Genomic DNA, 23,028 nt, shown 5'->3' on the forward strand with positions numbered 1-23,028 from the left:
CTCTTATGTTTTTAATTTGTTCCATGTATGTTCTATTGTCAACAGGTTTACCCCCCGCTTCTGCGGGACATGGTTAACATCGGAGCAGTGGGACGATGGACACGCAGGAACTCAACGGCTTCATTGTCGAAGCCAAATCGCAGACTTATGTTGCCGGCGCCAAGGCACAGCCTTCCTATCGGATCGGCGCCCATGATCTCGGCTACAAGCGCGGCATCTGGCGCTATCTCGACAGCTATTTCGGCGGCACGGATTTTGCCGGTCAGGAAGTGGTGTGGCTGGAGGAAAAGCCGGTGTGGGCGATGAACTATTTCGGGCGGATCATCGAGCCCGGGATCATCGACGGAACTGTCGCCGGCACGATCATTAGCGCCGCGCTGTCACAGCTCTACAAACAAGGCCGCTTCCTCGGCGGCATGGTCTTCGATCATTCGCTGGGGCGCTATGTCGATACGAGCGAAGGCGACTGCACGCATTTCCGTGGCCACGAATTCATCCTTGTCGATGGTCAGAAGGCCTATGAGCTCGATTATCGCGGCGGGCTGATTATCCCCTGATAATCAGAAATCCACGACCTTGCCGTCGGAGATCGTCACGCGCCGGTCCATGCGCCGGGCGAGCTCGTGGTTGTGTGTGGCGATCAGCGCGGCAAGGCCGGACTGGCGCACCAGGGCCTCCAGAGCGTCGAAGACATAGCTGGCGGTTTCCGGGTCGAGATTGCCGGTCGGTTCGTCGGCCAGAAGCAGGCTCGGTGCATTGGCAACGGCGCGAGCGATTGCCACGCGCTGCTGCTCGCCGCCGGAAAGCTCGCCCGGGCGATGCGCACCGCGGTGGCCGATGCGCATGTAATCCAGAAGCATCTTCGCCCGCTCGCCCGCTTCCTTCCATGAGAGGCCGGCGATGAGCTGTGGCATCATGATGTTCTCCTGCGCAGAGAATTCCGGCAGCAGATGGTGGAACTGATAAACGAAACCGATCTCGCCGCGGCGGATGGCCGTGCGCTTCTCATCGGAAAGGCCATCACAGGGGCGGCCGTTGACCACTACCTCGCCGCCGTCGGGATGCTCCAGCAGCCCTGCGACATGCAGCAGCGTCGATTTGCCGGTGCCGGACGGCGCCACCAGCGCCACCATCTCACCGCTCGACAGGGTGAGGTCCGCACCCTTGAGGATAGTCAGCAGCGTTTCGCCCTGGCCATAATGGCGCGCGACGCCCGAAAGCTTGAGAACGACGTTGCGTTTCATGAATGCGGCATTCCTTGGATTGAGCCTTGGATTTGACCTTGGATCACGGCCTTATTCGTAACGAAGGGCCTGAACGGGATCGAGGCGGGAGGCGCGCCAGGCGGGGAAGATCGTCGCGATGAAGGAGAGAGTCAGCGCCATGATGACGACAGAAACCGTTTCGCTCACATCCATTTCCGCCGGCAGCTGGCTGAGGAAATAGACCTGCGGATTGAAGATCACGGTGCCTGAGATCCAGGAGAAGAATTGGCGGATGGACTCGATGTTGACGCAGACGAGCACGCCAAGCAAAACGCCGGCGATCGTGCCGACGATGCCGATCGCCGCTCCCGTCATGAAGAAGATGCGCATAATGGCGCCGGCGCTCGCACCCATGGTGCGCAGGATTGCGATGTCGCTGCCCTTATCCTTCACCAGCATGATGAGGCCGGAGATGATGTTGAGCGCGGCCACGAGCACGATCAGCGTCAGGATCATGAACATGACATTGCGCTCCACCTCCAGGGCGGAGAAGAAGGTCTGGTTGCGCTGACGCCAGTCGGTGATGGCTATCTGCCGACCGGCCGCCTCCTCCACCTTGGGCCTCAGATTGTCGATATCGTCGGGGTTATTGACGAAGAGTTCGATCGACTGCACCAGCCCGTCGGCATTGAAATAAAGCTGCGATTCCTCGAGCGGCATATAGATGATCGAGGAATCGTATTCCGACATGCCGATCTCGAAGAGACCGGAGATCTTGTAGGATTTGATGCGCGGATTGACGCCCATCGGCGTCACATCACCTTCCGGTGACGTCAGCGTAATCAGGTCACCGACCCGCAGGCCGAGCTGGTCGGCCATGCGCGTGCCCATCAAAACGCTGTCGCCTGCAGCAAAACCCACCATGTCGCCGGACTTGATATTGTCGGAGACGGCCTTGAGCTTGGTCAGGTCTTCGGCGCGCGTGCCGCGCACCAGCGCACCGGTACTGCCGCCCGTCCGCGAGGAGGCAAGCACCTGGCCTTCCACCAAGGGCAACGCCATCTTGATGCCGGGCACGGCCTCGAATTTCTTCACGAGGTCGGCATAGTCGGTAAAGGGACCATCGATCGGCTGGATGATCATGTGGCCGTTGATGCCGAGGATGCGCGAGACGAGCTCCGTGCGGAACCCGTTCATCACGGCCATGACGATAATGAGCGTCGCAACGCCCAGCATGATGCCGACGAAGGAGAAGCCGGCAATGACGGAGATGAACGCCTCCTTGCGGCGGGCGCGCAGATAGCGCCATGCCACAAGGCGTTCGAAGGTGGAAAATGGCTTGCCAGCCGGACCCAAGCCGGATTTTGAACTCCGGTCCACTGCTGCCTCTGCCATTTCGCCTCCGTCTTTCTTTAAGCCACGAACCTGTTGATCGCCGCCTCGATGGTCATCGTCTCGCGGGCGCCAGTCTTGCGGTCCTTCACTTCCACTTCGCCATTCGCGACCGCGCGCGGACCGGCAATGATCTGGTACGGCACGCCGATCAGGTCGGCGGTCGCAAACTTGGTGCCGGCACGGTCGTCCGTGTCGTCATAGAGCACATCCTTGCCGGCCTTCGTCAGCGCCGCGTAGATCAGCTCGCAGGTGCCGTCGCAGGCTTCGTCGCCGGCCTTCATGTTGATGACCACAACATCGAAGGGCGCGACCGACTCCGGCCAGATGATTCCGTTCTCATCATGCGATGCTTCGATGATGGCGGGAACAAGGCGTGTCGGGCCGATACCGTAGGAACCCATGTGAACGGTATGTTCCTTGCCATCGGGACCTTGCACCTTCGCGCCCATCGGCTCGGAATACCTGGTACCGAAGTAGAAAATATGACCGACTTCGATGCCGCGCGCAGAAAGACGCTCGCCTTCCGGAATGGCGTTGAAGGCCGCCTCGTCATGCATCTCGGAGGTCGCGGCATAAAGCGACGTCCACTTGTCGAAAATCGACTTCAGGCCGTCGACGCTGTCGAAATCCGTATTTTCCACGGGAATGTCGAAATTGACGAAATCCTTGTGGCAGAACACTTCCGACTCGCCGGTGTCGGCGAGGATGATGAATTCATGGCTGAGATCGCCGCCGATCGGGCCGGTGTCGGCGCGCATCGGAATGGCGCGCAGGCCAAGGCGATCGAAGGTGCGCAGATAGGCGGTGAACATCTTGTTGTAGGAATGTTCCGCACCTTCGCGCGTCAAGTCGAAGGAGTAAGCGTCCTTCATCATGAATTCGCGCGAGCGCATGGTGCCGAAGCGCGGACGGATCTCGTCACGGAATTTCAGCTGGATATGATAGAGATTGAGCGGCAGGTCCTTGTAGGACTTCACGGAGGAACGGAAGATATCCGTGATCACTTCTTCGTTGGTCGGGCCGTAGAGCATCGGACGGTCCTGACGGTCCTTGATGCGCAGCATCTCCTTGCCATAGGCGTCGTAACGGCCACTCTCCTGCCAGAGCTCGGCCGACTGCAGCGTCGGCATCAGAAGCTCGATGGCGCCGGCGCGGTTCTGCTCCTCGCGGATGATGTTGTTGACCTTGTCCAGCACCTTCTTGCCGAGCGGCAGCCAGGAATAGATGCCCTGCGACTGCTGGCGCACCATACCGGAGCGCAGCATCAGCCGGTGAGAGACGATTTCCGCCTCCTTGGGGTTTTCCTTGAGAATGGGTATGAAAAAGCGGGACAGACGCATGGCGGATTCCGGTACAGTTGAGACGCCGCTTACCCAAGCGGAATCGACGGCATTTGTTAAAGATGGGAGCGTTCATAGCCGCTTCGCGGCAGGAAGGAAACCCGCGACCCGTGCCAGCTGCCTCCCGCAGACGCATGTTAGCGCCCACAAATTGAGCAGGCGCGAAAAAGCGCGTATTTATAAGGGCTTGAAGGCAAATCTTGTCAACAGAAAAATTTTGCGTGAGTGTAGCAAAAATGCAAAAAAAGCTAATGACAAAGCACAATCTTTGAGCTAGCTTTAGCTCACAAAACAGGCAGGAAGGTTAAATTCTTGCCGAACTCGCGGTCAAGTCTTGGGAGGATCAGATCTTAGGCGCGCTCGTCGCTGCCCCGGTAACGGTTAAGGATCACGCGATAATTAAAACAAGGCTTTTAGCCTTGTTTTTTTTTGCTTTTTCGGCTTCCGACATTCCCGAAAAATCAAGCTCGCCTTTCGTTAGGTAAGCCCGCCTTCCGTTACGCAAGCTCTTTGCCTCACTTGCATGACGTCCGTATGACAGATTTTTCGCGGTTGCATTTACATCTGCTCAAAGATTGAGCAAAAGCCATTCCTAATAGAAGCTAGGCCCTATTTGTGGAAGTGCATCGAAGCCGAGACCGAAATAGGTCGAACAGATATACCAGAAGCCGTAAATTGCACCTGAAATGAGCGTCGTCAGCGAAAAAACGAAACCCGGACGAAAACGGGTCGGCGCGCTCGGCACGGTGCCCAGCACAACATCATTATCGTCCGCCTGAGTGCGCAGGCCGATCGGCAGCACGGCGAAAAGCGTGATCCACCAGATAATGAAATAAACTGCGAACCCCTGAAGGAAGGCCTGAAACATCTTGGTTCCCGTCGATATGGCGCCTTAGCGGCTGGTTTTGGCTGCTTATAAGCCGGAATGGCGGCCAGTTCAAAGGCGGTGGGCGATTTAGGTCACTCTGACGCAGAGCTTCAGACCTGTTCCAGCTCGATCAGCGTACCGAAGAAGTCCTTCGGGTGGAGGAAAAGCACCGGCTTGCCATGCGCGCCAATCTTCGGCTCGCCATTGCCAAGCACCCTAGCCCCCGATGCCGTTAACCGATCGCGGGCAGCGAGAATATCGGCGACCTCGTAGCAGATGTGGTGCATTCCGCCCGACGGGTTCTTCTCGAGGAAGGCCGCAATGGGCGAGGCTTCACCGAGCGGCTCCAGCAGCTCCACCTTGGTATTCGGCAGCTCCACGAAAACGACCGTCACGCCATGCGCCGGTAGCGCCTGCGGCTGCGAGACCGCTGCCCCCAGAGTGTCGCGATAGCTCGCGACTGCGGCGGCCAGATCAGGCACGGCGATGGCGATATGGTTCACCCGGCCAAGCATCATCAGACCCTGGTGATGAAGACCGTGACGAGAGGCTTCTTGCCCCAGGTATGATTGGCGGCAGCGCGCACGGCGCGGCGCAGAGCCTCCTGTACCATGTCGATATCCTTGCGGCGGGCGCGTGGAATGCTCTCGAACGCCCCGATCGCGGCGTCGAACAACCCATCTTCCATATCTTCGCCCTCGTCGTCATAGACCGGCAGGCCGATCGCCACGAGATCGGGCTCGCCAATGATGTCGTAGCGGCTGTCGAGCACGATGCTGAGGGCGACATGGCCGACATAGGAAAGCTTCTTGCGCTCGCCGATGCCCATCTCATCGAAGTCACCGATCAGTGACCCATCCTTGTAGATGCGGCCATGCGGCGCCTCGTCGATCACCTCGACCGGTCCCGGGGCGAGCCGCAGCACATCGCCATTGCGCACACGCGGCACCGTCGGAATGCCGGACTGCTCGGCAAGCTCTTTGTGCGCCGTCAGATGCGTTGCCTCGCCATGTACGGGCACAACGACTTTCGGCCGTGTCCACTCGTACATCTTCTGCAACTCGTTGCGGCGCGGATGGCCGGAGACATGCACCAGCGCCTCTGTGTCGGTGATGATGTGAACGCCCTGCTCTACGAGACCGTTCTTGATGTCCTGGATCGCCTTCTCGTTACCGGGGATGGCACGCGAGGAGAAGACAACGATATCGCCGGCGGTGAACGCCACATTGCGCATCTCGTCGCGGGAGAGCTTGGCAAGGGCAGCGCGCGGCTCGCCCTGACTGCCGGTGAGGATCACCACGACCTTGTCACGCGGGATGAAGCCGTAATCCTCTTCGGAGATGAAGGGCTTTACGCCCTCCAGCAGGCCGATGTCCTGGGCAACGTCGCACACGCGCTTCAGCGAGCTTCCGAGCAGCAGCACTTCGCGACCGGCGGCTTCGGCGGCTTCGGCGACAGTGCGGATACGGCCGACATTCGAGGAGAAGGTGGTAATTGCCACACGCCCCTCGGCATTCTCGATGATCTTGCGCAAGCTCTCCGAGACATCCTTCTCGGAGGGCGAAACGCCGTCGCGCAGCGCATTGGTGGAGTCGCAGAGCAACGCCAGCACGCCCTCATCGCCAATCTGACGGAAGCGCGCCTCGTCGGTCAGAGGTCCGAGCGACGGCTCGTGGTCGATCTTCCAGTCGCCGGTGTGGATGACATTGCCGAGCGGCGTGCGGATCACCAGCGACATGGGCTCGGGGATCGAGTGATTGACGGCGACACCCTCGATGCTGAAGGGGCCGACATTGATCGTATCGCCGGCCTTGAAGATCGTCACGGGTACTTCGCCGATCGCATCCTTCTCGAAATTGCGCTTGGCTTCCAGCAGGCCGGCCGTGAAGGGCGAGGCATAGACCGGCACGTTGAGGCCCGGCCAGAGATCGGCGAGCGCGCCATAGTGATCCTCATGGGCGTGGGTGATGATGATCGCCTTGAGGTTCTTGCGCTCATTGGCAAGGAAGCGGATATCCGGCAGGACGAGATCGACACCCGGCAGATCCGGGCCCGGAAAGGTGACGCCGCAATCCACCATGATCCACTGGCGATGATCCGCCGGGCCGTAGCCGTACAGCGCGAGATTCATGCCGATCTCGCCGACGCCGCCCAGGGGCAGAAATACCAGTTCGTCCTGTTTCGCCATAATGTTTGTTTTTTCCACTATCCAAAGAATACATCGCCGGCCGCAATCGGCATTATCCTGCCTGCGCCGGTATCGAGCATCAACAGGCCATTATCATCTATCCCGGCGAAATACCCTGAAATCGACCTGTCGGGCAGATTCACGGTTATCTTTTCGCCAATACCGCAGGCGACAGCGCGCCACCGAGCCGTGACCTCGGCGATACCCTGCCCTTCATCCCAGATATCAAGCGTCTCGGCCATGGAGGCAAAGAGATGGGCGAAGAGCTCTTCGGGCGAAGCCGCACTTCCCTGACCGCGCAGGCAGGTGACGGGATAGATAGGATTGTCCGGCATGACCGATACATTTATGCCGATGCCGATCACGACAGCATGGCGGCCATCCGCCAGTCGTTCGCCTTCCACGAGGATGCCGCAGGTCTTCTTGCGTCCGATCAGGATATCGTTCGGCCACTTCACCTCCAGCGGCTCGGCGCCGGGCGGCAATACACTGCGGATCGCCTGGTGCACGGCGACGGCGATTGCCAGCGGCAGGGAGGCAAGGCGCTCCATCGGCGCCGGATCGATGAGGAGAAGTGAGGCGTAGAGATTGCCGCGCTCTGAAACCCAGGGACGGCCCCGGCGGCCCCGGCCGCCGGTCTGTCGTTCGGCGGTCACCCAGAGCAGACCGCTGTCCCCTGCCCGAGCCCGGGCAAGGCATTCCGTGTTGGTCGACGACGTATCCGACAAGGCCTCGTGCCTGATATCGCCGAGCGATATCCGGCGCCGCTTGTCGGAAGCCATCAGAACAGCGTTGCCGCAGCGAGCTCTGCCGCACCACCGATCGGACCGCCGATGAGAACATAGGCAGCGACGAAGAGGCCGGAGAGACCGAAGACGAGGCGCAGCGAGCCGGAGACGCGGGCGAATTCGCCGGTCGCCTCATCGAACCACATCAGCTTGATGACGCGCAGGTAGTAGTAAGCGCCGACGACCGAAGCCAGGACACCGATGACAGCAAGCGCATAGAGCTTGGCTTCGATGGCGGCGACGAAGACGAAGTACTTCGCAAAGAAACCGGCGAGCGGCGGGATACCGGCGAGCGAGAACATCAGTGCTGTCAGCACGACAGCCATGAAGGGGTTCGTCGTCGACAGGCCGGCGAGATCGCTGACATTCTCGACAACCGTGCCGTCCTTGCGGCGCATCGACATGATGATGGCGAAGGAGCCGAGGGTCATGACCATGTAGATCGCCATGTAGAGCATGACGCCTGTGACGCCCGTCTGGTTGCCGGCTGCGAGGCCAACCAGCGCATAACCCATGTGACCGATCGAGGAATAGGCCATCAGTCGCTTGATGTTCTTCTGGCCGATGGCCGCGAACGAACCCAGCAGCATCGAGGCGATCGAAATGAAGACGATGACCTGCTGCCAGTCGGTCAGCACCGGCTCGAAGGCGGTGATGACAATACGGGTCATCATCGCCATGGCGGCAACCTTCGGTGCGCTCGCCAGGAAGGCAGTGACCGGGGTTGGCGCGCCTTCATAAACGTCCGGCGTCCACATGTGAAATGGAACGGCCGAGATCTTGAAGGCGATGCCGGCGAGGATGAAGACGAGGCCGAAGATCAGACCGAGCGAACGCGTGCCTTCGACCGTCAACGCCTGGGCGACATCGGCAAAGTGCGTATGGCCAGTAAAGCCGTAAACCAGCGACATGCCGTAGAGCAGCATGCCCGAGGAGAGTGCGCCGAGCACGAAATACTTCAAGCCGGCTTCCGTCGACTTAAGGCTGTCGCGGTTGATCGCAGCGATGACGTAGATCGCCAGAGACTGCAGCTCAAGGCCGAGATAGAGCGCGATCAGGTCGTTGGCCGAGATCATCAGCATGATGCCGAGCGTACACAGCACCAGAAGAACCGGGAACTCGAACTTGTCGAGCTGGTTTTCTCTGGCGAGACCCATCGACATGAACAGCGCGACGAAGGAGCCGATCAGCGCCAGCACCTTCATAAAGCGTGCGAAGCCGTCAGCGAGATAAACACCGCCATAGGCAAGCCCGTCGCCAGGGACGAAGACCAACCAGAGGCCGGAGATAGCAATCACGATCATCGCCAGCGTGCTGACGAGCGGACCAGACCGCTCACCCGCAAAGACGCCGATCATGAGCAGTACGAGGGCACCGATCGCGAGGATGATTTCCGGCGCGGACAGGTACAGGCTCAGGGAGATTGTTTCAGCAGTCATGTCCTAAAGTCCCGTCATTTCATCGACAGCGCAACATTCTGCGCTGCCTGCACTGCGGCCGAATAGCTGTTGATCAGATGGTCTACGGAAGCTGCGGTCGCATCGAAGACCGGAGCCGGATAGACGCCGAAGAAAATAGTGAGCGCGACCAGCGGATAAAGGATGACCTTTTCACGCGGCGAAAGGTCGAGCAGAGCCTTCAGCTTTTCCTTCTCCAGCGCGCCGAAGATCACCCGGCGATAGAGCCAGAGCGCATAGGCAGCCGAGAGGATGACACCGGTGGCGGCAAAGAGCGCAACCCAGGTGTTGGCGCGGAAGACACCGATCAGCGTCAGGAATTCGCCGATGAAGCCCGAAGTGCCCGGCAGGCCGACATTCGCCATGGTGAAGACCATGAAGGCCACCGCGTATTTCGGCATGTTGTTGACCAGGCCACCATAGGCCGCGATTTCGCGGGTGTGGGTACGGTCATAGACGACGCCGACGCACAGGAAGAGCGCGCCCGAGACGATGCCGTGCGACAGCATCTGGAAGATCGAACCCTGCAGGCCCTGAGCGTTCGCCGCGAAAATGCCCATCGTCACGTAGCCCATGTGAGCGACCGAGGAATAGGCGATCAGCTTCTTGATGTCGTCCTGCATCATCGCGACCAGCGAGGTGTAGATGATAGCGATAACGGACAGCGCGAAGACGAGCGGCGCGAAATGATCCGAAGCGACCGGGAACATGCCGATCGAGAAGCGGATCAGGCCGTAGCCGCCGAGCTTCAGGAGCACGCCTGCCAGGATGACGGAACCGGCCGTCGGCGCCTGGACGTGTGCGTCCGGGAGCCATGTGTGGACCGGCCACATCGGCATCTTCACCGCGAAGGAGGCGAAGAAGGCAAGCCACAGCCAGGTCTGCATTGCCGGCGGGAACTTGTAGGCCAGCAGCGCGGTGATGTCGGTCGTGCCGGCCTGCCAGTACATCGCCATGATGGCGAGCAGCATCAGAACCGAGCCGAGCAGCGTGTAGAGGAAGAACTTGTAGCTCGCATAGACGCGGTTCGCACCGCCCCAGACGCCGATGATCAGGAACATCGGAATGAGGCCGCCTTCGAAGAAGACGTAGAAGAGAACGATATCGAGCGAGACGAAGACACCGACCATCATCACTTCGAGGATGAGGAAGGCGATCATGTATTCCTTCAGCCGCTTCTCGATCGAGAGCCAGCTTGCCAGCACGCAGAAGGGCATCAGGAAGGTCGAGAGGATGATGAACAGCATGGAGATGCCGTCGACACCGACATGGTAGCCGATGCCGGTGCCGAGCCAGCTATGCTGCTCGATCATCTGGAAGCCTGGATTGGCGTTGTCGAAGCCGATCCAGATGAAGAGCGAGAGGATGAAGGTGAAGACCGTGGTGATCAGCGAAATCCACAGCACGTTCTTGCGGCCGTTCTCGGTTTCGCCGTTCATCAGCAACAAGAGCACCACGCCGACGAGCGGCAAGAAGGTGACCGTTGAAAGAATAGGCCAATCGGTCATCAGAAGGAACTCCCGAGCATCATCCAGGTAACAAGCGCCGCAACGCCGATCAGCATCGCGAAGGCATAGTGATAGAGGTAGCCGGTCTGCAGGCGCACGACGCGGTCGGTGACGTTGACGACGCGGGCGGCAATGCCGTTCGGACCGTAGGTATCGATGACGCCGACATCACCCTTCTTCCACAGGAAGTTGCCAAGCGCCTTGGCGCTGCGGACGAAGAGGAAGTCATAGAGCTCGTCGAAGTACCACTTGTTGAGCAGGAACTGATAGAGCACACGGTGCTGCTCGGCGAGCTTGCGCGGCGTCGACGGCGACCTGATGTACATGTACCAGGCGGTCACGAAACCGAGCAGCATGGCGATGAAGGGGCTGAGGCCGACCCATACCGGAACATGATGGAATTCTTCCACCAGTTCGTTCTCGGCACCGGTGAAGAGCGCGCCCTTCCAGAACTCGGCATATTCCTCGCCGTAGAAACGGCCTTCGAAGAGCACGCCCGCGACGACCGCGCCGATCGCCAGGATATAGAGCGGCACCAGCATGACCTGTGGCGATTCATGGACGTGATGCATGACTTCATGCGAAGCGCGCGGCCTGCCGAAGAAGGTCATGAAGATCAGGCGCCAGGAATAGAAGCTCGTGAAAAGCGCGGCAATAACGAGCAGCGTGAAGGCGAAGCCCGCAGCCGGCGAATGCGATGCATAGGTCGCCTCGACGATGACATCCTTGGAGAAGAAGCCAGCAAAGCCGATCGGCGTGAAGGGAATGCCGAAACCGGTGATCGCCAGCGTGCCGATGATCATCAGGACAGCAGTAACTTTAATATGCGGCCACAAGCCGCCCATGTAGCGCATGTCCTGCTCGCCATCGACGGCATGGATGACCGAGCCGGCGCAAAGGAAGAGCAGCGCCTTAAAGAAGGCATGCGTGAAGAGATGGAAGATCGCCGCGCCATAGGCCCCGGCGCCGAGCGCCACGAACATGTAGCCGAGCTGCGAGCAGGTGGAATAGGCGATGACGCGCTTGATGTCGTTCTGCACAAGAGCAACGGTCGCCGCGAAAAAGGCAGTGATTGCGCCGATAACCGTCACGACGACGAGCGCATCCGGCGACAGTTCGAAAAGCGGCGACATGCGGGCGACGAGGAAGACGCCGGCGGTCACCATTGTTGCGGCATGGATGAGTGCGGATACCGGGGTTGGGCCTTCCATGGCATCCGGCAGCCAGGTGTGCAGCAGGAACTGTGCCGACTTACCCATTGCGCCCATGAAGAGCAGCAGGCAGGCGCCGGTCAGCGCATGCGCCTTGTCGAGATGCATGCCAAAGAGGTTCAGGATCACTTCGCCGGCTTCGCCGCCGCCTTCCGCCGGAGCGAAGGTCGAAGCATTGGCGAAGATCGTGTCGAAGTTGATCGAGCCGAACAGCACGAAGACGGTGGCAATACCGAGCACGAAGCCGAAGTCGCCGACGCGGTTGACGATGAAGGCCTTTATTGCAGCTGCCGATGCCGAGGGCTTCTTGTACCAGAAGCCGATCAGCAGGTACGAGGCCAGACCCACGCCTTCCCAGCCGAAGAACATCTGGGCGAGGTTGTCGGCGGTCACCAGCATGAGCATGGCGAAAGTGAAGAGCGACAGATAAGCGAAGAAGCGCGGGCGATGCGGATCGGTGTGCATGTAACCGATCGAGTAGATATGCACCAGGGTCGAGACCGTATTGACGACGATCAGCATGACCGAGGTCAGCGTATCGACACGCAGCGACCAGGAGACGTCAATGCCGCCGGACTGGATCCAGCGAAGAACCTCGACCTTGATCACGCCTTCCGGATGGCCGAGCGCAACCGTGAAGAAAACGACCCAGGACAGGACGGCGGCGATGATCATCAGGCCGCAGGTGACATATTCCGACGCCTTGGCGCCGATCGCGCGGCCGAAGAGGCCGGCGATGATCGCGCCGATCAGGGGAAGGAAGACGATAGCCTTATAGAGGAACATGAGCCGCTCAGCCCTTCATCATATTGACGTCTTCGACCGCGATCGAACCGCGGTTGCGGTAGAAGACAACGAGAATTGCAAGACCGATCGCCGCTTCAGCAGCAGCAACAGTCAGAATGAACAGTGCAAAGACCTGGCCGACGATGTCGTTGAGGAACGACGAGAAGGCGACCATGTTGATGTTGACCGACAACAGGATCAATTCGATCGACATCAGGATGACGATGATGTTCTTCCGGTTCAGGAAGATGCCGAAGATGCCGATCGTGAAGAGGATGGCGCTGACCGTGAGATAGTGGGAAAGTCCGATGACCATGTTCTTTGTTCCTTGACCTCTCGGCTCAGCTCACGCCCTGGCCCGGCTTGACCTTGATCACCTCGACGGCGGTCGCAGGCGTGCGGGCAACCTGGCGGGAAATATTCTGCCGCTTGATATTGGTGCGATGCTTCAGCGTCAGCACGATCGCGCCGATCATGGCGACCAGCAGGATCAGACCGGCAATCTGGAAGAAGTAGACGTAGTTCGTATAGAGCACGTCGCCGAGAGCCGCCGTATTGGTGCGTTCGGTGAGTGCCGGGATCGGCATGGCGACTGTCTTGGCAATCTCGGGCGAGATCGCGCTGCCGCCGATGACGACGATGAGTTCGGCTGCGAGGATGAGACCGATCAGCGCGCCGATCGGCGCATATTCGAGAACACCGGCGCGAAGCTCGGTGAAGTCGATGTCGAGCATCATCACCACGAAGAGGAAGAGAACAGCGACCGCGCCCACGTAGACGACGAGCAGGATCATCGCCAGGAATTCGGCACCCAGCAGCAGGAAGAGACCCGCTGCATTGAAGAACACCAGGATCAGGAACAGAACCGAGTGAACCGGGTTCTTCGCCCAGATGACCATGAACGCCGACGCTATCGCGACAAAGGCGAAAAGATAGAAAAATAGAGCCTGCAGACCCATGTTGGTGCCTTTTTCATCTTCCCCCGGGCAGCCGGGAGTTTCCCTGCCCGATGGGACTTCGCACAGCTTTCGCCGGCAAAGCCCCGGTGCATGTTGACCGCGGTGAGCAAGAGTGCCCTTCCCGCGGCATTTCAAATTTCAATCAACGATACGGCGCATCGATCGCCATATTGCGGGCGATTTCACGCTCCCACCGGTCGCCGTTTTCGAGGAGCCTCTGCTTATCGAAGTAGAGTTCTTCACGGGTTTCGGTGGCGAATTCGAAATTCGGGCCTTCGACGATCGCATCAACAGGGCAAGCTTCCTGGCAGAAGCCGCAGTAGATGCACTTCACCATGTCGATGTCGTAACGCACCGTGCGGCGTGTGCCGTCATTGCGGCGCGGGCCGGCTTCGATGGTGATCGCCTGAGCGGGACAGATCGCTTCGCAGAGCTTGCAGGCGATGCAGCGCTCTTCACCGTTGGGATAACGGCGCAGTGCATGTTCGCCGCGGAAGCGCGGGCTGACCGGACCCTTTTCGAAGGGGTAGTTGATCGTCGCCTTCTGCTTGAAGAAATAGCGCATCGACAGGAAGAAGGCGCCGACGAATTCTTTAAGGAAAAGCGAGTTGATGGAGGCGGACAGGCTTCCCATCTTCAATCTCCAATTTTGCCGGAAACGAGGTTGGACATCAGCCTGCCCATCCCGTCAGTTTCAGCACGAATGCAACGATGACGACCATGGCGAGCGACAGTGGAAGGAAAACCTTCCAGCCGAGACGCATGAGCTGGTCGTAGCGGTAACGCGGCACGAAAGCCTTGACCATGGCGAACATGAAGAACACCAGGCATGACTTCAGCATGAACCAGATGATGCCCGGGACCCAGTTGATGAGCCAGAAATCAACCGGCGGCAGCCAGCCACCCAGGAAGAGGATCGTCGTCAGCGAGCACATCAGCACGACGGCCGCATATTCGCCGAGCATGAACATCATGTACGGAGCCGAGCCGTATTCGACCATGAAGCCGGCGACGAGTTCGGATTCTGCTTCCGGAAGGTCGAAAGGCGGGCGGTTCGTCTCGGCGAGCGCCGAGATGAAGAAGACGACGAACATCGGGAACAGCGCCAGCCAGTGCCAGTCGAGGAACGAATTCGGCAGGCCGAGCATCGTGCCGAGGCCGGTGCGCTGGGCATTGACAATGTCAGTCAGGTTCAGCGAACCGACGCAAAGAAGAACGGTGACGATGACAAAGCCGATCGAGACTTCGTAGGACACCATCTGTGCGGCGGAGCGCAGCGCGCCGAGGAACGGATACTTCGAGTTCGAAGCCCAGCCGCCCATGATGATGCCGTAAACTTCAAGCGAGGAGATCGCCAGGATGTAGAGGATGCCGACATTGATGTTGGCAACCACCCAACCATCGGCGAGCGGCACGACCGCCCAGGTCGACAACGCCAGAAGCACGGTCACGAGCGGGGCGAGCAGGAAGACTGCCTTGTTGGCGCCAGCCGGAATGACAGGCTCCTTGAAGACGAACTTCAGAAGGTCGGCGAAGGACTGGAACAGGCCGAAGGGGCCGACGACGTTCGGACCGCGGCGCAGCTGGACGGCAGCCCAGATCTTGCGGTCGGCAAGAAGGACGTAAGCGATGAAGACCAGCAGGCAGACGAGCAGCAGCAGTGACTGACCGATCATGATGATCGCCGGCCAGACATAGGTCGAGAAGAAAGAATCCATGAGTTCCTGCCCTTACTCTGCCGCGACTTTGAAATTGTTGCGGGCCAATGCCGAGCACTCGGCCATGACAGCCGAGGCGCGCGCTATCGGGTTCGTCAAATAGAAGTCTTTGACCGACGACGCAAACCCGGATTTGTTCATCTTACCGGCTTTTTTCGCCAGTGCGGCAATTTGGGCGCTATCACCTTCGGCGATCTCATCGACGGCCGCGAAATGCGGGAATGCCGCATAGAGTTTGCTGCGCAATTCGCCGAGAGAATCAAAGGGAAGCTTCTTGCCGAGCACGTCGGAAAGGGCGCGGATGATCGCCCAGTCTTCGCGGGCGTCGCCCGGTGCGAAACCGGCGCGATTGCCCATCTGGACGCGACCTTCGGTGTTGACCCAGGTGCCGGACTTTTCGGTGTAGGCAGCAGCCGGCAGGATGACGTCGGCGCCATGTGCGCCGCTGTCGCCATGCGAGCCGATATAGACGGTGAACTTCGCAGCCTTGGTCGAGAAGTCGAGTTCGTCGGCGCCGAGCAGGAAGAGCACGTCCATAGCCTTCAGCATCTCGGCGGCATTGGCGTCCTTGGCGCCCGGCACGAAGCCGAGGTCGAGGCCGCCGACGCGCGATGCCGCGGTGTGCAGCACCGCAAAGCCGTTCCAGCCTTCAGCGACTGCGCCGACATTGACGGCGAGCTTGGCGGCGGTTGCGAGAACGCCTGCACCATCCGTACGGGTCAGAGCGCCCTGGCCGATGATGATCATCGGCTTGGAAGCCTTGGAGAGGACTTCGGCGAAGGCGTGGCCGCCGTCAAGAATGTCCTTCAGCGTATCGGGACCTGCACCGAGGTAATCATACTTGTAGCGCATCTCGCCACCCTCGCCGATCACACCGATCGGGAAGCCGCCGCGACGGAAACGCTTGCGGATGCGGGCATTGAGGATGGCGGCTTCAAAGCGCGGATTCGCACCGACGATGAGCAGTGCGTCGGCCTGTTCGATGCCTGATATGGTCGGATTGAAAAGGTAGCTTGCGCGGCCGAGCGACGGATCAAGTGCCGTCCCATCCTGGCGACAGTCGAGGTTCCCGGAACCCAGCGACTTTATCAGTTCGGACAGCGCATACATTTCTTCGACCGAAGCGAGGTCGCCGGCAATCGCGCCGATCTTGTCGCCTGATGTTGCCGATACGGCAGCCTTGATGGCGCCGAAGGCTTCGCCCCAGCTCGCCGGCTGCAGGCGGCCGTCCTTGCGGACGTAAGGACGGTCGAGGCGCTGCGTCTTCAGGCCGTCCCAGACGTGACGGGTCTTGTCGGAGATCCACTCTTCATTCACCGCCTCGTTGACGCGCGGCAGGATGCGCATGACTTCGCGACCGCGGGTATCGACGCGGATTGCCGAGCCGACGGCGTCCATGACGTCGATCGATTCGGTCTTGTTCAGTTCCCACGGACGGGCCGTGAAGGCGAAGGGCTTGGAGGTCAGTGCGCCGACCGGGCAGAGGTCAACGACGTTGCCCTGCAGCTCGGAGGTCATGGCCTGCTCGAGATAGGTGGTGATTTCGGCGTCTTCGCCGCGGCCGATCAGGCCGAGTTCGGAAATGCCGGCAACTTCCGTCGTGAAGCGGACGCAACGCGTGCAGTGAATGCAGCGGTTCATGACCGTCTTGACGAGCGGGCCGATATACTTGTCTTCGACGGCGCGCTTGTCTTCCTGATAGCGCGAAGTGTCGATACCGAAGGCCATGGCCTGGTCCTGCAGATCGCATTCGCCGCCCTGGTCGCAGATCGGGCAATCCAGCGGATGGTTGATCAGCAGGAATTCCATCACGCCCTCACGGGCCTTCTTGACCATCGGCGTATTGGTGAAGACTTCAGGCAGTTCGCCGTTCGGGCCGCCGCGAATATCGCGCACGCCCATGGCGCAGGAAGCCTGCGGCTTCGGCGGACCGCCCTTGACCTCGACGAGGCACATACGGCAATTGCCGGCAACCGACAGACGCTCATGGAAGCAGAAGCGCGGAACTTCAGCACCGGCCTCTTCGCACGCCTGAATCAGCGTGTAATGATCCGGAACTTCGATCTCGTTACCGTCAATCTTCAGTTTTGCCATCGTCACTCAGTCCTGTTTCCCATTCGCCGGGCACCGGCAAACAAACCTATTTTTGCAACATCCATATTGCCAAGACAGACATTTCGTCCGTCCCGGCGCCGGAATTGCCCAAATTCTCTTTCGCTGGTTCCGAGACCCGAAACCCGCCATCGGCACCACGACCCGGAGCCCCCTGCCCCGTCGGTCGATACGCCATTCTTCCGGCCATCGCCTGTGGCCGGAAATCTACTTCTTCCTGCGGCCCCGTGTCGCCAGCACCTTGGCCTGGCCAACCCAGTCGTCACGCAGGATGCGGCCGTCGAAGCCGAGCTCAGCGTCCAGGCTCGCAACGTCGGCGTCGCTCCATGCCGCGATATCGGCAAAGGTGCAGATGCCTCTTTTGTTCAGCACCTGCTCCAGCTTCGGACCAATGCCAGCGATCAGCTTCAGGTCGTCAACCTTCCTGGACCTTGCGGCCGGCTTCGTCTTGACAACCGTCGGCTTTACGGCTTCTACCGTCGGCGCCCTGGTGGAAACCACCGTCAGCTTCGGCTTTACAGCCTTGCGAACCGGCGTAGCCGTTTCAGCCGGAGGGCGAATATTCTCCGGGCGGATGGCCATCTCTGGCGTTTCTTCATCCGGCGGCGTTTCGTCGAGCGCTGCGGCCGCCATGTTCGCCGTCTCGAACGCGCCCTGCAGTGCGCCGAAGAAGACGCCGGCCATCTGCGTGGAAATGCCGAAGCCGATCGCTGTGGCCGCGGCAAATGCCGCAGCTGGATGCGCCATCAGCGGGTGAACGGGCATCGCACGCGCATTTTCCAGCATGCCGGCAGCAAGACGGCCGAAGTCAGCCGCGAAATCGGCTGCCCCTTCTCCCACCTTGCTGTCGGATGCCCTGGTCGTCATGCGCTTACTCAGCCGCCTCCAGAACCGCACCGTGATCGAGCGCACTGGCCGTATACTGGTCGATGCGGGCTTCGATTTCCGGACGGAAGTTACGGATCAGACCCTGCACAGGCCATGCGGCGGCATCGCCGAGCGCACAGATCGTGTGACCTTCGATCTGCTTGGTGACCTGGAACAGCATGTCAATTTCGCGCTTCTGGGCATTGCCGCGCGCCATGCGCTCCATCACGCGCCACATCCAGCCGGTGCCTTCGCGGCACGGCGTGCACTGGCCGCAGCTCTCATGCTTGAAGAAGGCCGAGATACGGGCGATCGCCTTGATGACGTCGGTGGACTTGTCCATGACGATCGAGGCGGCCGTACCGAAGGAGGAGCCGACAGCGCGCAGGCCGTCGAAGTCCATCGGGCAGTCGATGATGTCCTTGGCCGGAACGATCGGGCACGATGCGCCGCCCGGAATGACGGCCAGTAGGTTGTCCCAGCCGCCGCGGATGCCGCCAGCGTGCTTGTCCACCAGTTCGCGGAAGGTGATGCCCATGCTCTCTTCGACGGTGCACGGCTTGTTGACGTGACCGGAGAGCATGAAGAGCTTGGTGCCGACATTGTTCGGACGGCCGATGGACGAGAACCAGCCGGCGCCACGGCGCAGGATAGTCGGGGCAACGGCGATCGATTCGACGTTATTGACCGTCGTCGGGCAGCCATAGAGACCCATATTGGCCGGGAATGGCGGCTTCAGGCGCGGCTGGCCCTTCTTGCCTTCAAGGCTTTCGAGCAGCGCGGTTTCTTCGCCGCAGATATAAGCGCCGGCGCCATGATGGACGAAGATGTCCATATCCCAGCCGAGCTTGTTGTTCTTGCCGAGAAGGCCGGCATCGTAGCATTCATCGATCGCGGCCTGCAGGGCTTCGCGTTCACGGATATATTCGCCGCGCACATAGATATAGGCAGCGTTGGCACCCATGGCGAAGCTTGCGATCACGCAGCCTTCGATCAGCGTATGCGGATCGTTGCGCATGATGTCGCGGTCCTTGCAGGTGCCGGGCTCCGATTCGTCGGCGTTGACGACGAGGTAATGCGGGCGGCCATCGCTCTGCTTCGGCATGAACGACCACTTGAGGCCTGTCGGGAAACCTGCACCGCCACGGCCACGGAGGCCGGAAGCCTTCATCTCCTCGATGATCCAGTCACGGCCCTTTTCGAGGATCTGCTTGGTGCCATCCCAGTGGCCGCGGCTCATCGCGCCCTTCAGGGATTTGTCCTTGAGGCCGTAGATGTTGGTAAAGATGCGGTCTTTATCTTCTAACATGCTTCACACCTCTTACCGCGGCTTCTTGCCGAAGACCTTGATATATTCCGCTTCGCCGCCCTTGGCGAGCGCCTTGGCCTGCTTGACCCAGTCGTCGCGCTCGATGCGGCCACGGAAATTCAGGAAGCCATCGACCCATTCGCGTTCGGCCTTCTTCCAGCCCGCAATCTGCGAGAAGGTGAAAATGCCGATTTCGTTCAACGTTGCTTCGATCTTCGGACCGACGCCAGAGATCATTTTGAGATCGTCGGGAGCGGCAGGCTTTTCGATGCCGGCCGGGCGATTCTTGTCGGTCAGCGACGGCTTTACAACGGCTTCAGTGACAGGTTTCGGCGCGGGCTCGGAAGCGGCCGTACCGGACAGCGGCTGAGCTTCGGCAGCCTTCGCATTCTTGGCCGATGCCTTGGGAGACGTTGCCGGCGTCTTCAGCGACGCGTTAGTCTCGGCATCGGTGCTCTTCGGGCGAGCGGCCTCGGAGGGCGGAACCGGCGCGCCGTCGACAGGCGCGGTCGCCGGGGCCTTGTTAACCCCGGTGCGGGTGGCAGCAACATCGCTCAGCAGGGTCGTCGGGCCACCTTCGGGCGAAGACAGGTGACGGTCGATCTGCGGGCCAACCTTGACGCTCGCCCCATTTCCGGCCGCGAACGTATCGATGATTTCCTCCAGGCGCTCCGGCGTCAGATCCTCGTAGGTATCCTTGCCGATCATCACCATCGGAGCGTTGACGCAGGCCCCGAGACATTCGACCTCTTCCCAGGAGAGCGTGCCCTCGGCATTGCGCTCGAACGGATGCTGGTGGATCTTGCTGCGGCAGACGCCCATCAGCTTTTCCGAGCCACGCAGCATGCAGGGCGTCGTGCCGCAGACCTGCACGTGAGCGCGGGTGCCAACGGGATGAAGCTGGAACTGGGTGTAGAAGGTCGCGACCTCAAGAACACGGATATAGGCCATGTCCAGCATGTCGGCGATCTTTTCGATCGCCGGGCGAGTGACCCAGCCATCCTGCTCCTGCGCACGCATCAACAGCGGAATGACCGCGGACTGCTGACGGCCTGCGGGATATTTCTGAATCGTCTTTTCCGCCCAGACCGCATTTTCATCGCTGAAAGCGAATGCGGCCGGCTGGAATTGATCTTCGGCTAATCGACGAACGGACATTCTTCCTCACGCCTTGTCAGTTTAGCGTTCCACACCGCGAAGCAGTCAAAGACTGCATTTCACAGGCATAGGCCGACTGGTCTTTTTGCATAAACACCACGAACTTGCCGCCATTCGGCACGGCGGCCTTGATTTGATAGCCCTTGGACAAAAGATCGCCCATGGACGATTGCTCTGCCGGCGGCTGCGCTTCCTCATGGCCCAGCGGCGTGCCGAGCTTTCCGGCATCCTGCGCGAAGGCACCGGAAGCCGAAAGAAGAAGTGCGGCTGCGAGCGGCAGAGCCTGCATCAGCGGTCCACCTCGCCGAACACGATGTCGAGCGAGCCGAGAACGGCCGCGACGTCGGCAAGCTGGTGGCCACGGCACATGAAGTCCATTGCCTGCAGATGCGCATAACCCGGAGCGCGGATCTTGCAGCGGTAAGGCTTGTTGGTGCCGTCGGAGACGAGGTAGACGCCGAACTCACCCTTCGGCGCTTCGACAGCGGCATAAACTTCGCCGGCTGGAACGTGATAGCCTTCGGTGTAGAGCTTGAAGTGGTGGATGAGCGCTTCCATCGAGCGCTTCATCTCACCGCGCTTCGGCGGAACGACCTTGCCGTCGATCGAGGAGAACGGTCCCGTCTTCGCATCACTGAGCAGGCGATTGACGCACTGCTTCATGATCTTCACGGATTCGCGCATCTCGATCATGCGGATCAGGTAGCGGTCATAGTTGTCGCCATTCTTGCCAATCGGGATGTCGAATTCGAGATCGGAATAGCATTCATAGGGCTGCGCGCGGCGCAGGTCCCAGGCAGCGCCCGAACCGCGCACCATAACGCCCGAGAAGCCCCAGGCCCAGCAATCTTCCAACGAGACGACGCCGATATCGACGTTACGCTGCTTGAAGATGCGGTTGCCGGTCAGAAGGTCGTCGATATCGTCGAGCTTCGCGGGGAATTCGTCGCACCACTTGCCGATGTCCTGCACGAGCTGTTCCGGCAGGTCCTGGTGAACGCCGCCCGGACGGAAGTAGGCAGCATGCATGCGCGAGCCGCTGGCGCGCTCATAGAACACCATCAGCTTCTCGCGCTCTTCGAAACCCCAGAGCGGCGGCGTCAGTGCGCCAACGTCCATGGCCTGCGTCGTGACGTTCAGCAGGTGCGACAGAATACGGCCGATTTCCGAGTAGAGCACGCGGATGAGCTGGCCGCGAATCGGGATCTCGATGCCGAGCAGCTTTTCGACCGCCATCGCATAGGCATGTTCCTGGTTCATCGGCGCCACGTAGTCGAGGCGGTCGAAGTAGGGAACGGCCTGCAGATAGGTCTTGGTCTCGATCAGCTTTTCGGTACCGCGATGCAGCAGGCCGATATGCGGATCGACGCGCTCCACGATTTCGCCGTCAAGCTCCAGCACAAGACGCAGAACGCCGTGCGCCGCCGGATGCTGCGGCCCGAAATTGATGTTGAAGTTACGGACGTTATGTTCGGTCATGGCGATGGGCTCGCTTTTTCAGGTAGTCAGTGAACAGCGGGCTTTCGGCCCGCCACACGCCTCAAACTTACTGCTTCGCCTTTTCGTCGCCCGGCAGCACATATTCCGTGCCTTCCCAAGGGGACAAGAAATCGAAATTGCGGAATTCCTGCTTCAGTTCGACAGGTTCGTAAACGACGCGCTTTGCCGCATCGTCGTAGCGAACTTCGACGAAACCGGTCGTCGGGAAGTCCTTGCGCAGCGGATGACCTTCGAAACCGTAGTCGGTCAGGATCCGTCGCAGGTCCGGGTGGCCAGTGAAGAGCACGCCGTACATGTCCCAGGTCTCGCGCTCGAACCAATCGGCACCCGGATAGACGGCGCAGGCGGACGGAACCGGCGTATCCTCGTCAGTCGCCACCTTCACGCGGATGCGCAGGTTCTGCTTCGGAGACAGAATATGATAGACGACATCGAAGCGCAGTTCGCGCTGCGGCCAGTCGACGCCGCAAATATCCGTCAGGTTGACGAAGCCGCACTTGGCGTCATCGCGCAGGAAGGTCAGCAGCGGAATCAGGTTATCGCCAGTCGTCGTCAGCGTCAGCTCGCCATATTTGAGCTGCGAGGCGGCAATCAGGTTGCCACGCGCTTCCGAAATGTAGGACGAAAGCTCAGTAAGGGCTTCGCTCATAATTCTCTGT

Annotated in this window: 23 protein-coding genes; 2 read left to right on the forward strand and 21 right to left on the reverse strand. The window is 60.2% G+C overall.

Features of this window, described 5'->3' with window-relative positions; all coding sequences use genetic code 11:
* Positions 1-95 precede the first annotated feature (95 nt).
* Positions 96-557: a DUF5680 domain-containing protein gene (locus AC1DM5_RS17955; RefSeq protein WP_007823917.1), complete on the forward strand. Its 462-nt coding sequence runs from the start codon at positions 96-98 to the stop codon at positions 555-557.
* Between the two features lie 3 nt (positions 558-560).
* Here the strand turns inward: AC1DM5_RS17955 and AC1DM5_RS17960 are convergent, their stop codons facing one another.
* Genes AC1DM5_RS17960 through proS form a run of 3 tightly spaced genes read right to left on the reverse strand, consistent with a single transcriptional unit; the run spans position 561 to position 3,940 of the window.
* A complete protein-coding gene (locus tag AC1DM5_RS17960) occupies positions 561-1,244 on the reverse strand; it encodes an ABC transporter ATP-binding protein (RefSeq protein WP_477822570.1) in 684 nt (227 codons plus the stop codon).
* Between the two features lie 51 nt (positions 1,245-1,295).
* On the reverse strand, positions 1,296-2,600 hold the full coding sequence (locus tag AC1DM5_RS17965; RefSeq protein ID WP_477822569.1) for a lipoprotein-releasing ABC transporter permease subunit: 1,305 nt from the start codon (positions 2,598-2,600) through the stop codon (positions 1,296-1,298).
* Positions 2,601-2,617: 17 nt separating this feature from the next.
* The gene (gene proS / locus AC1DM5_RS17970; protein ID WP_477822568.1) at positions 2,618-3,940 is read right to left on the reverse strand and encodes a proline--tRNA ligase; all 1,323 of its coding nucleotides are present in this window, start codon (positions 3,938-3,940) and stop codon (positions 2,618-2,620) included.
* Between proS and AC1DM5_RS17975 the strand changes: the two genes are divergently transcribed.
* Entirely contained in the window at positions 3,939-4,217 is a 279-nt protein-coding gene (locus tag AC1DM5_RS17975; protein ID WP_477822567.1) for a hypothetical protein, read from the forward strand. The two genes, proS and AC1DM5_RS17975, sit on opposite strands and share 2 nt — an antisense overlap.
* Before the next feature lie 315 nt (positions 4,218-4,532).
* On the opposite strand, the gene AC1DM5_RS17980 is transcribed toward AC1DM5_RS17975, so the two are convergent.
* The 18 genes from AC1DM5_RS17980 to AC1DM5_RS18065 all read right to left on the reverse strand — a co-directional run bounded on the left by AC1DM5_RS17980 (position 4,533) and on the right by AC1DM5_RS18065 (position 23,018).
* A complete protein-coding gene (locus tag AC1DM5_RS17980; RefSeq protein ID WP_477822566.1) occupies positions 4,533-4,808 on the reverse strand; it encodes a DUF1467 family protein in 276 nt (91 codons plus the stop codon).
* 110 nt (positions 4,809-4,918) lie between these two features.
* Positions 4,919-5,323 (reverse strand): methylmalonyl-CoA epimerase, encoded by a 405-nt coding sequence (gene mce / locus AC1DM5_RS17985; protein ID WP_113324477.1) that lies wholly within the window; start codon positions 5,321-5,323, stop codon positions 4,919-4,921.
* A 2-nt stretch (positions 5,324-5,325) separates the two neighbouring features.
* Positions 5,326-6,996, reverse strand: coding sequence for a ribonuclease J (locus tag AC1DM5_RS17990; protein ID WP_113324436.1), 1,671 nt, complete (start codon positions 6,994-6,996; stop codon positions 5,326-5,328).
* A 17-nt stretch (positions 6,997-7,013) separates the two neighbouring features.
* The gene (locus tag AC1DM5_RS17995; protein WP_477822565.1) at positions 7,014-7,778 is read right to left on the reverse strand and encodes a biotin--[acetyl-CoA-carboxylase] ligase; all 765 of its coding nucleotides are present in this window, start codon (positions 7,776-7,778) and stop codon (positions 7,014-7,016) included.
* The gene (nuoN, locus tag AC1DM5_RS18000) at positions 7,778-9,223 is read right to left on the reverse strand and encodes an NADH-quinone oxidoreductase subunit NuoN (RefSeq protein WP_477822564.1); all 1,446 of its coding nucleotides are present in this window, start codon (positions 9,221-9,223) and stop codon (positions 7,778-7,780) included. Before nuoN ends, AC1DM5_RS17995 begins: the two co-directional genes overlap by 1 nt.
* Before the next feature lie 14 nt (positions 9,224-9,237).
* Positions 9,238-10,749, reverse strand: coding sequence for an NADH-quinone oxidoreductase subunit M (locus AC1DM5_RS18005; RefSeq protein WP_007823904.1), 1,512 nt, complete (start codon positions 10,747-10,749; stop codon positions 9,238-9,240).
* A complete protein-coding gene (gene nuoL / locus AC1DM5_RS18010; protein ID WP_477822562.1) occupies positions 10,749-12,746 on the reverse strand; it encodes an NADH-quinone oxidoreductase subunit L in 1,998 nt (665 codons plus the stop codon). The genes AC1DM5_RS18005 and nuoL overlap by 1 nt, the downstream gene beginning before the upstream one ends.
* Before the next feature lie 7 nt (positions 12,747-12,753).
* Positions 12,754-13,062: an NADH-quinone oxidoreductase subunit NuoK gene (gene nuoK, locus AC1DM5_RS18015; RefSeq protein WP_477822561.1), complete on the reverse strand. Its 309-nt coding sequence runs from the start codon at positions 13,060-13,062 to the stop codon at positions 12,754-12,756.
* 25 nt (positions 13,063-13,087) lie between these two features.
* Positions 13,088-13,705, reverse strand: a complete 618-nt coding sequence (locus tag AC1DM5_RS18020; RefSeq protein WP_007823895.1) for an NADH-quinone oxidoreductase subunit J — start codon at positions 13,703-13,705, stop codon at positions 13,088-13,090.
* A gap of 142 nt (positions 13,706-13,847) precedes the next feature.
* Positions 13,848-14,339 carry an NADH-quinone oxidoreductase subunit NuoI gene (gene nuoI, locus AC1DM5_RS18025; RefSeq protein WP_037096244.1) on the reverse strand — a complete coding sequence of 164 codons (492 nt, stop codon included), beginning with the start codon at positions 14,337-14,339 and terminating at the stop codon, positions 13,848-13,850.
* A gap of 37 nt (positions 14,340-14,376) precedes the next feature.
* Positions 14,377-15,423, reverse strand: a complete 1,047-nt coding sequence (nuoH, locus tag AC1DM5_RS18030; RefSeq protein ID WP_037096242.1) for an NADH-quinone oxidoreductase subunit NuoH — start codon at positions 15,421-15,423, stop codon at positions 14,377-14,379.
* Between the two features lie 12 nt (positions 15,424-15,435).
* Positions 15,436-17,517, reverse strand: a complete 2,082-nt coding sequence (nuoG, locus tag AC1DM5_RS18035) for an NADH-quinone oxidoreductase subunit NuoG (protein WP_477822560.1) — start codon at positions 17,515-17,517, stop codon at positions 15,436-15,438.
* A gap of 225 nt (positions 17,518-17,742) precedes the next feature.
* Complete coding sequence (locus AC1DM5_RS18040) at positions 17,743-18,402, reverse strand: 5' DNA nuclease (protein ID WP_477975376.1); 660 nt, start codon at positions 18,400-18,402, stop codon at positions 17,743-17,745.
* 4 nt (positions 18,403-18,406) lie between these two features.
* A complete protein-coding gene (nuoF, locus tag AC1DM5_RS18045) occupies positions 18,407-19,711 on the reverse strand; it encodes an NADH-quinone oxidoreductase subunit NuoF (protein ID WP_477822558.1) in 1,305 nt (434 codons plus the stop codon).
* A gap of 12 nt (positions 19,712-19,723) precedes the next feature.
* Positions 19,724-20,869, reverse strand: coding sequence for an NADH-quinone oxidoreductase subunit E (locus AC1DM5_RS18050; protein ID WP_477822557.1), 1,146 nt, complete (start codon positions 20,867-20,869; stop codon positions 19,724-19,726).
* Between the two features lie 16 nt (positions 20,870-20,885).
* Entirely contained in the window at positions 20,886-21,158 is a 273-nt protein-coding gene (locus AC1DM5_RS18055; protein ID WP_477822556.1) for a hypothetical protein, read from the reverse strand.
* A complete protein-coding gene (locus AC1DM5_RS18060) occupies positions 21,158-22,348 on the reverse strand; it encodes an NADH-quinone oxidoreductase subunit D (protein ID WP_477822555.1) in 1,191 nt (396 codons plus the stop codon). Before AC1DM5_RS18060 ends, AC1DM5_RS18055 begins: the two co-directional genes overlap by 1 nt.
* 67 nt (positions 22,349-22,415) lie before the next feature.
* On the reverse strand, positions 22,416-23,018 hold the full coding sequence (locus tag AC1DM5_RS18065; protein WP_477822554.1) for an NADH-quinone oxidoreductase subunit C: 603 nt from the start codon (positions 23,016-23,018) through the stop codon (positions 22,416-22,418).
* Positions 23,019-23,028: the final 10 nt, after the last annotated feature.

It is taken from the genome of Rhizobium sp. 01T437, from assembly GCF_056398505.1.

Bases quoted from the DNA above. Each gene is read 5' to 3' on its own strand.
- nuoL (WP_477822562.1), bottom strand. From the start codon at position 12,746: ATGTTCCTCTATAAGGCTATCGTCTTCCTTCCCCTGATCGGCGCGATC.
- nuoN (WP_477822564.1), bottom strand. From the start codon at position 9,223: ATGACTGCTGAAACAATCTCCCTGAGCCTGTACCTGTCCGCGCCGGAA.
- AC1DM5_RS17990 (WP_113324436.1), bottom strand. From the start codon at position 6,996: ATGGCGAAACAGGACGAACTGGTATTTCTGCCCCTGGGCGGCGTCGGC.
- nuoI (WP_037096244.1), bottom strand. From the start codon at position 14,339: ATGGGAAGCCTGTCCGCCTCCATCAACTCGCTTTTCCTTAAAGAATTC.
- proS (WP_477822568.1), bottom strand. From the start codon at position 3,940: ATGCGTCTGTCCCGCTTTTTCATACCCATTCTCAAGGAAAACCCCAAG.
- nuoK (WP_477822561.1), bottom strand. From the start codon at position 13,062: ATGGTCATCGGACTTTCCCACTATCTCACGGTCAGCGCCATCCTCTTC.
- AC1DM5_RS18040 (WP_477975376.1), bottom strand. From the start codon at position 18,402: ATGACGACCAGGGCATCCGACAGCAAGGTGGGAGAAGGGGCAGCCGAT.
- mce (WP_113324477.1), bottom strand. From the start codon at position 5,323: ATGCTTGGCCGGGTGAACCATATCGCCATCGCCGTGCCTGATCTGGCC.
- nuoF (WP_477822558.1), bottom strand. From the start codon at position 19,711: ATGTTAGAAGATAAAGACCGCATCTTTACCAACATCTACGGCCTCAAG.
- AC1DM5_RS17995 (WP_477822565.1), bottom strand. From the start codon at position 7,778: ATGGCTTCCGACAAGCGGCGCCGGATATCGCTCGGCGATATCAGGCAC.
- AC1DM5_RS17965 (WP_477822569.1), bottom strand. From the start codon at position 2,600: ATGGCAGAGGCAGCAGTGGACCGGAGTTCAAAATCCGGCTTGGGTCCG.
- nuoG (WP_477822560.1), bottom strand. From the start codon at position 17,517: ATGGCAAAACTGAAGATTGACGGTAACGAGATCGAAGTTCCGGATCAT.
- AC1DM5_RS17955 (WP_007823917.1), top strand. From the start codon at position 96: ATGGACACGCAGGAACTCAACGGCTTCATTGTCGAAGCCAAATCGCAG.
- nuoH (WP_037096242.1), bottom strand. From the start codon at position 15,423: ATGGATTCTTTCTTCTCGACCTATGTCTGGCCGGCGATCATCATGATC.
- AC1DM5_RS18065 (WP_477822554.1), bottom strand. From the start codon at position 23,018: ATGAGCGAAGCCCTTACTGAGCTTTCGTCCTACATTTCGGAAGCGCGT.
- AC1DM5_RS18050 (WP_477822557.1), bottom strand. From the start codon at position 20,869: ATGTCCGTTCGTCGATTAGCCGAAGATCAATTCCAGCCGGCCGCATTC.
- AC1DM5_RS18020 (WP_007823895.1), bottom strand. From the start codon at position 13,705: ATGGGTCTGCAGGCTCTATTTTTCTATCTTTTCGCCTTTGTCGCGATA.
- AC1DM5_RS17960 (WP_477822570.1), bottom strand. From the start codon at position 1,244: ATGAAACGCAACGTCGTTCTCAAGCTTTCGGGCGTCGCGCGCCATTAT.
- AC1DM5_RS18060 (WP_477822555.1), bottom strand. From the start codon at position 22,348: ATGACCGAACATAACGTCCGTAACTTCAACATCAATTTCGGGCCGCAG.
- AC1DM5_RS18005 (WP_007823904.1), bottom strand. From the start codon at position 10,749: ATGACCGATTGGCCTATTCTTTCAACGGTCACCTTCTTGCCGCTCGTC.
- AC1DM5_RS17980 (WP_477822566.1), bottom strand. From the start codon at position 4,808: ATGTTTCAGGCCTTCCTTCAGGGGTTCGCAGTTTATTTCATTATCTGG.
- AC1DM5_RS17975 (WP_477822567.1), top strand. From the start codon at position 3,939: ATGGCGGATTCCGGTACAGTTGAGACGCCGCTTACCCAAGCGGAATCG.
- AC1DM5_RS18055 (WP_477822556.1), bottom strand. From the start codon at position 21,158: ATGCAGGCTCTGCCGCTCGCAGCCGCACTTCTTCTTTCGGCTTCCGGT.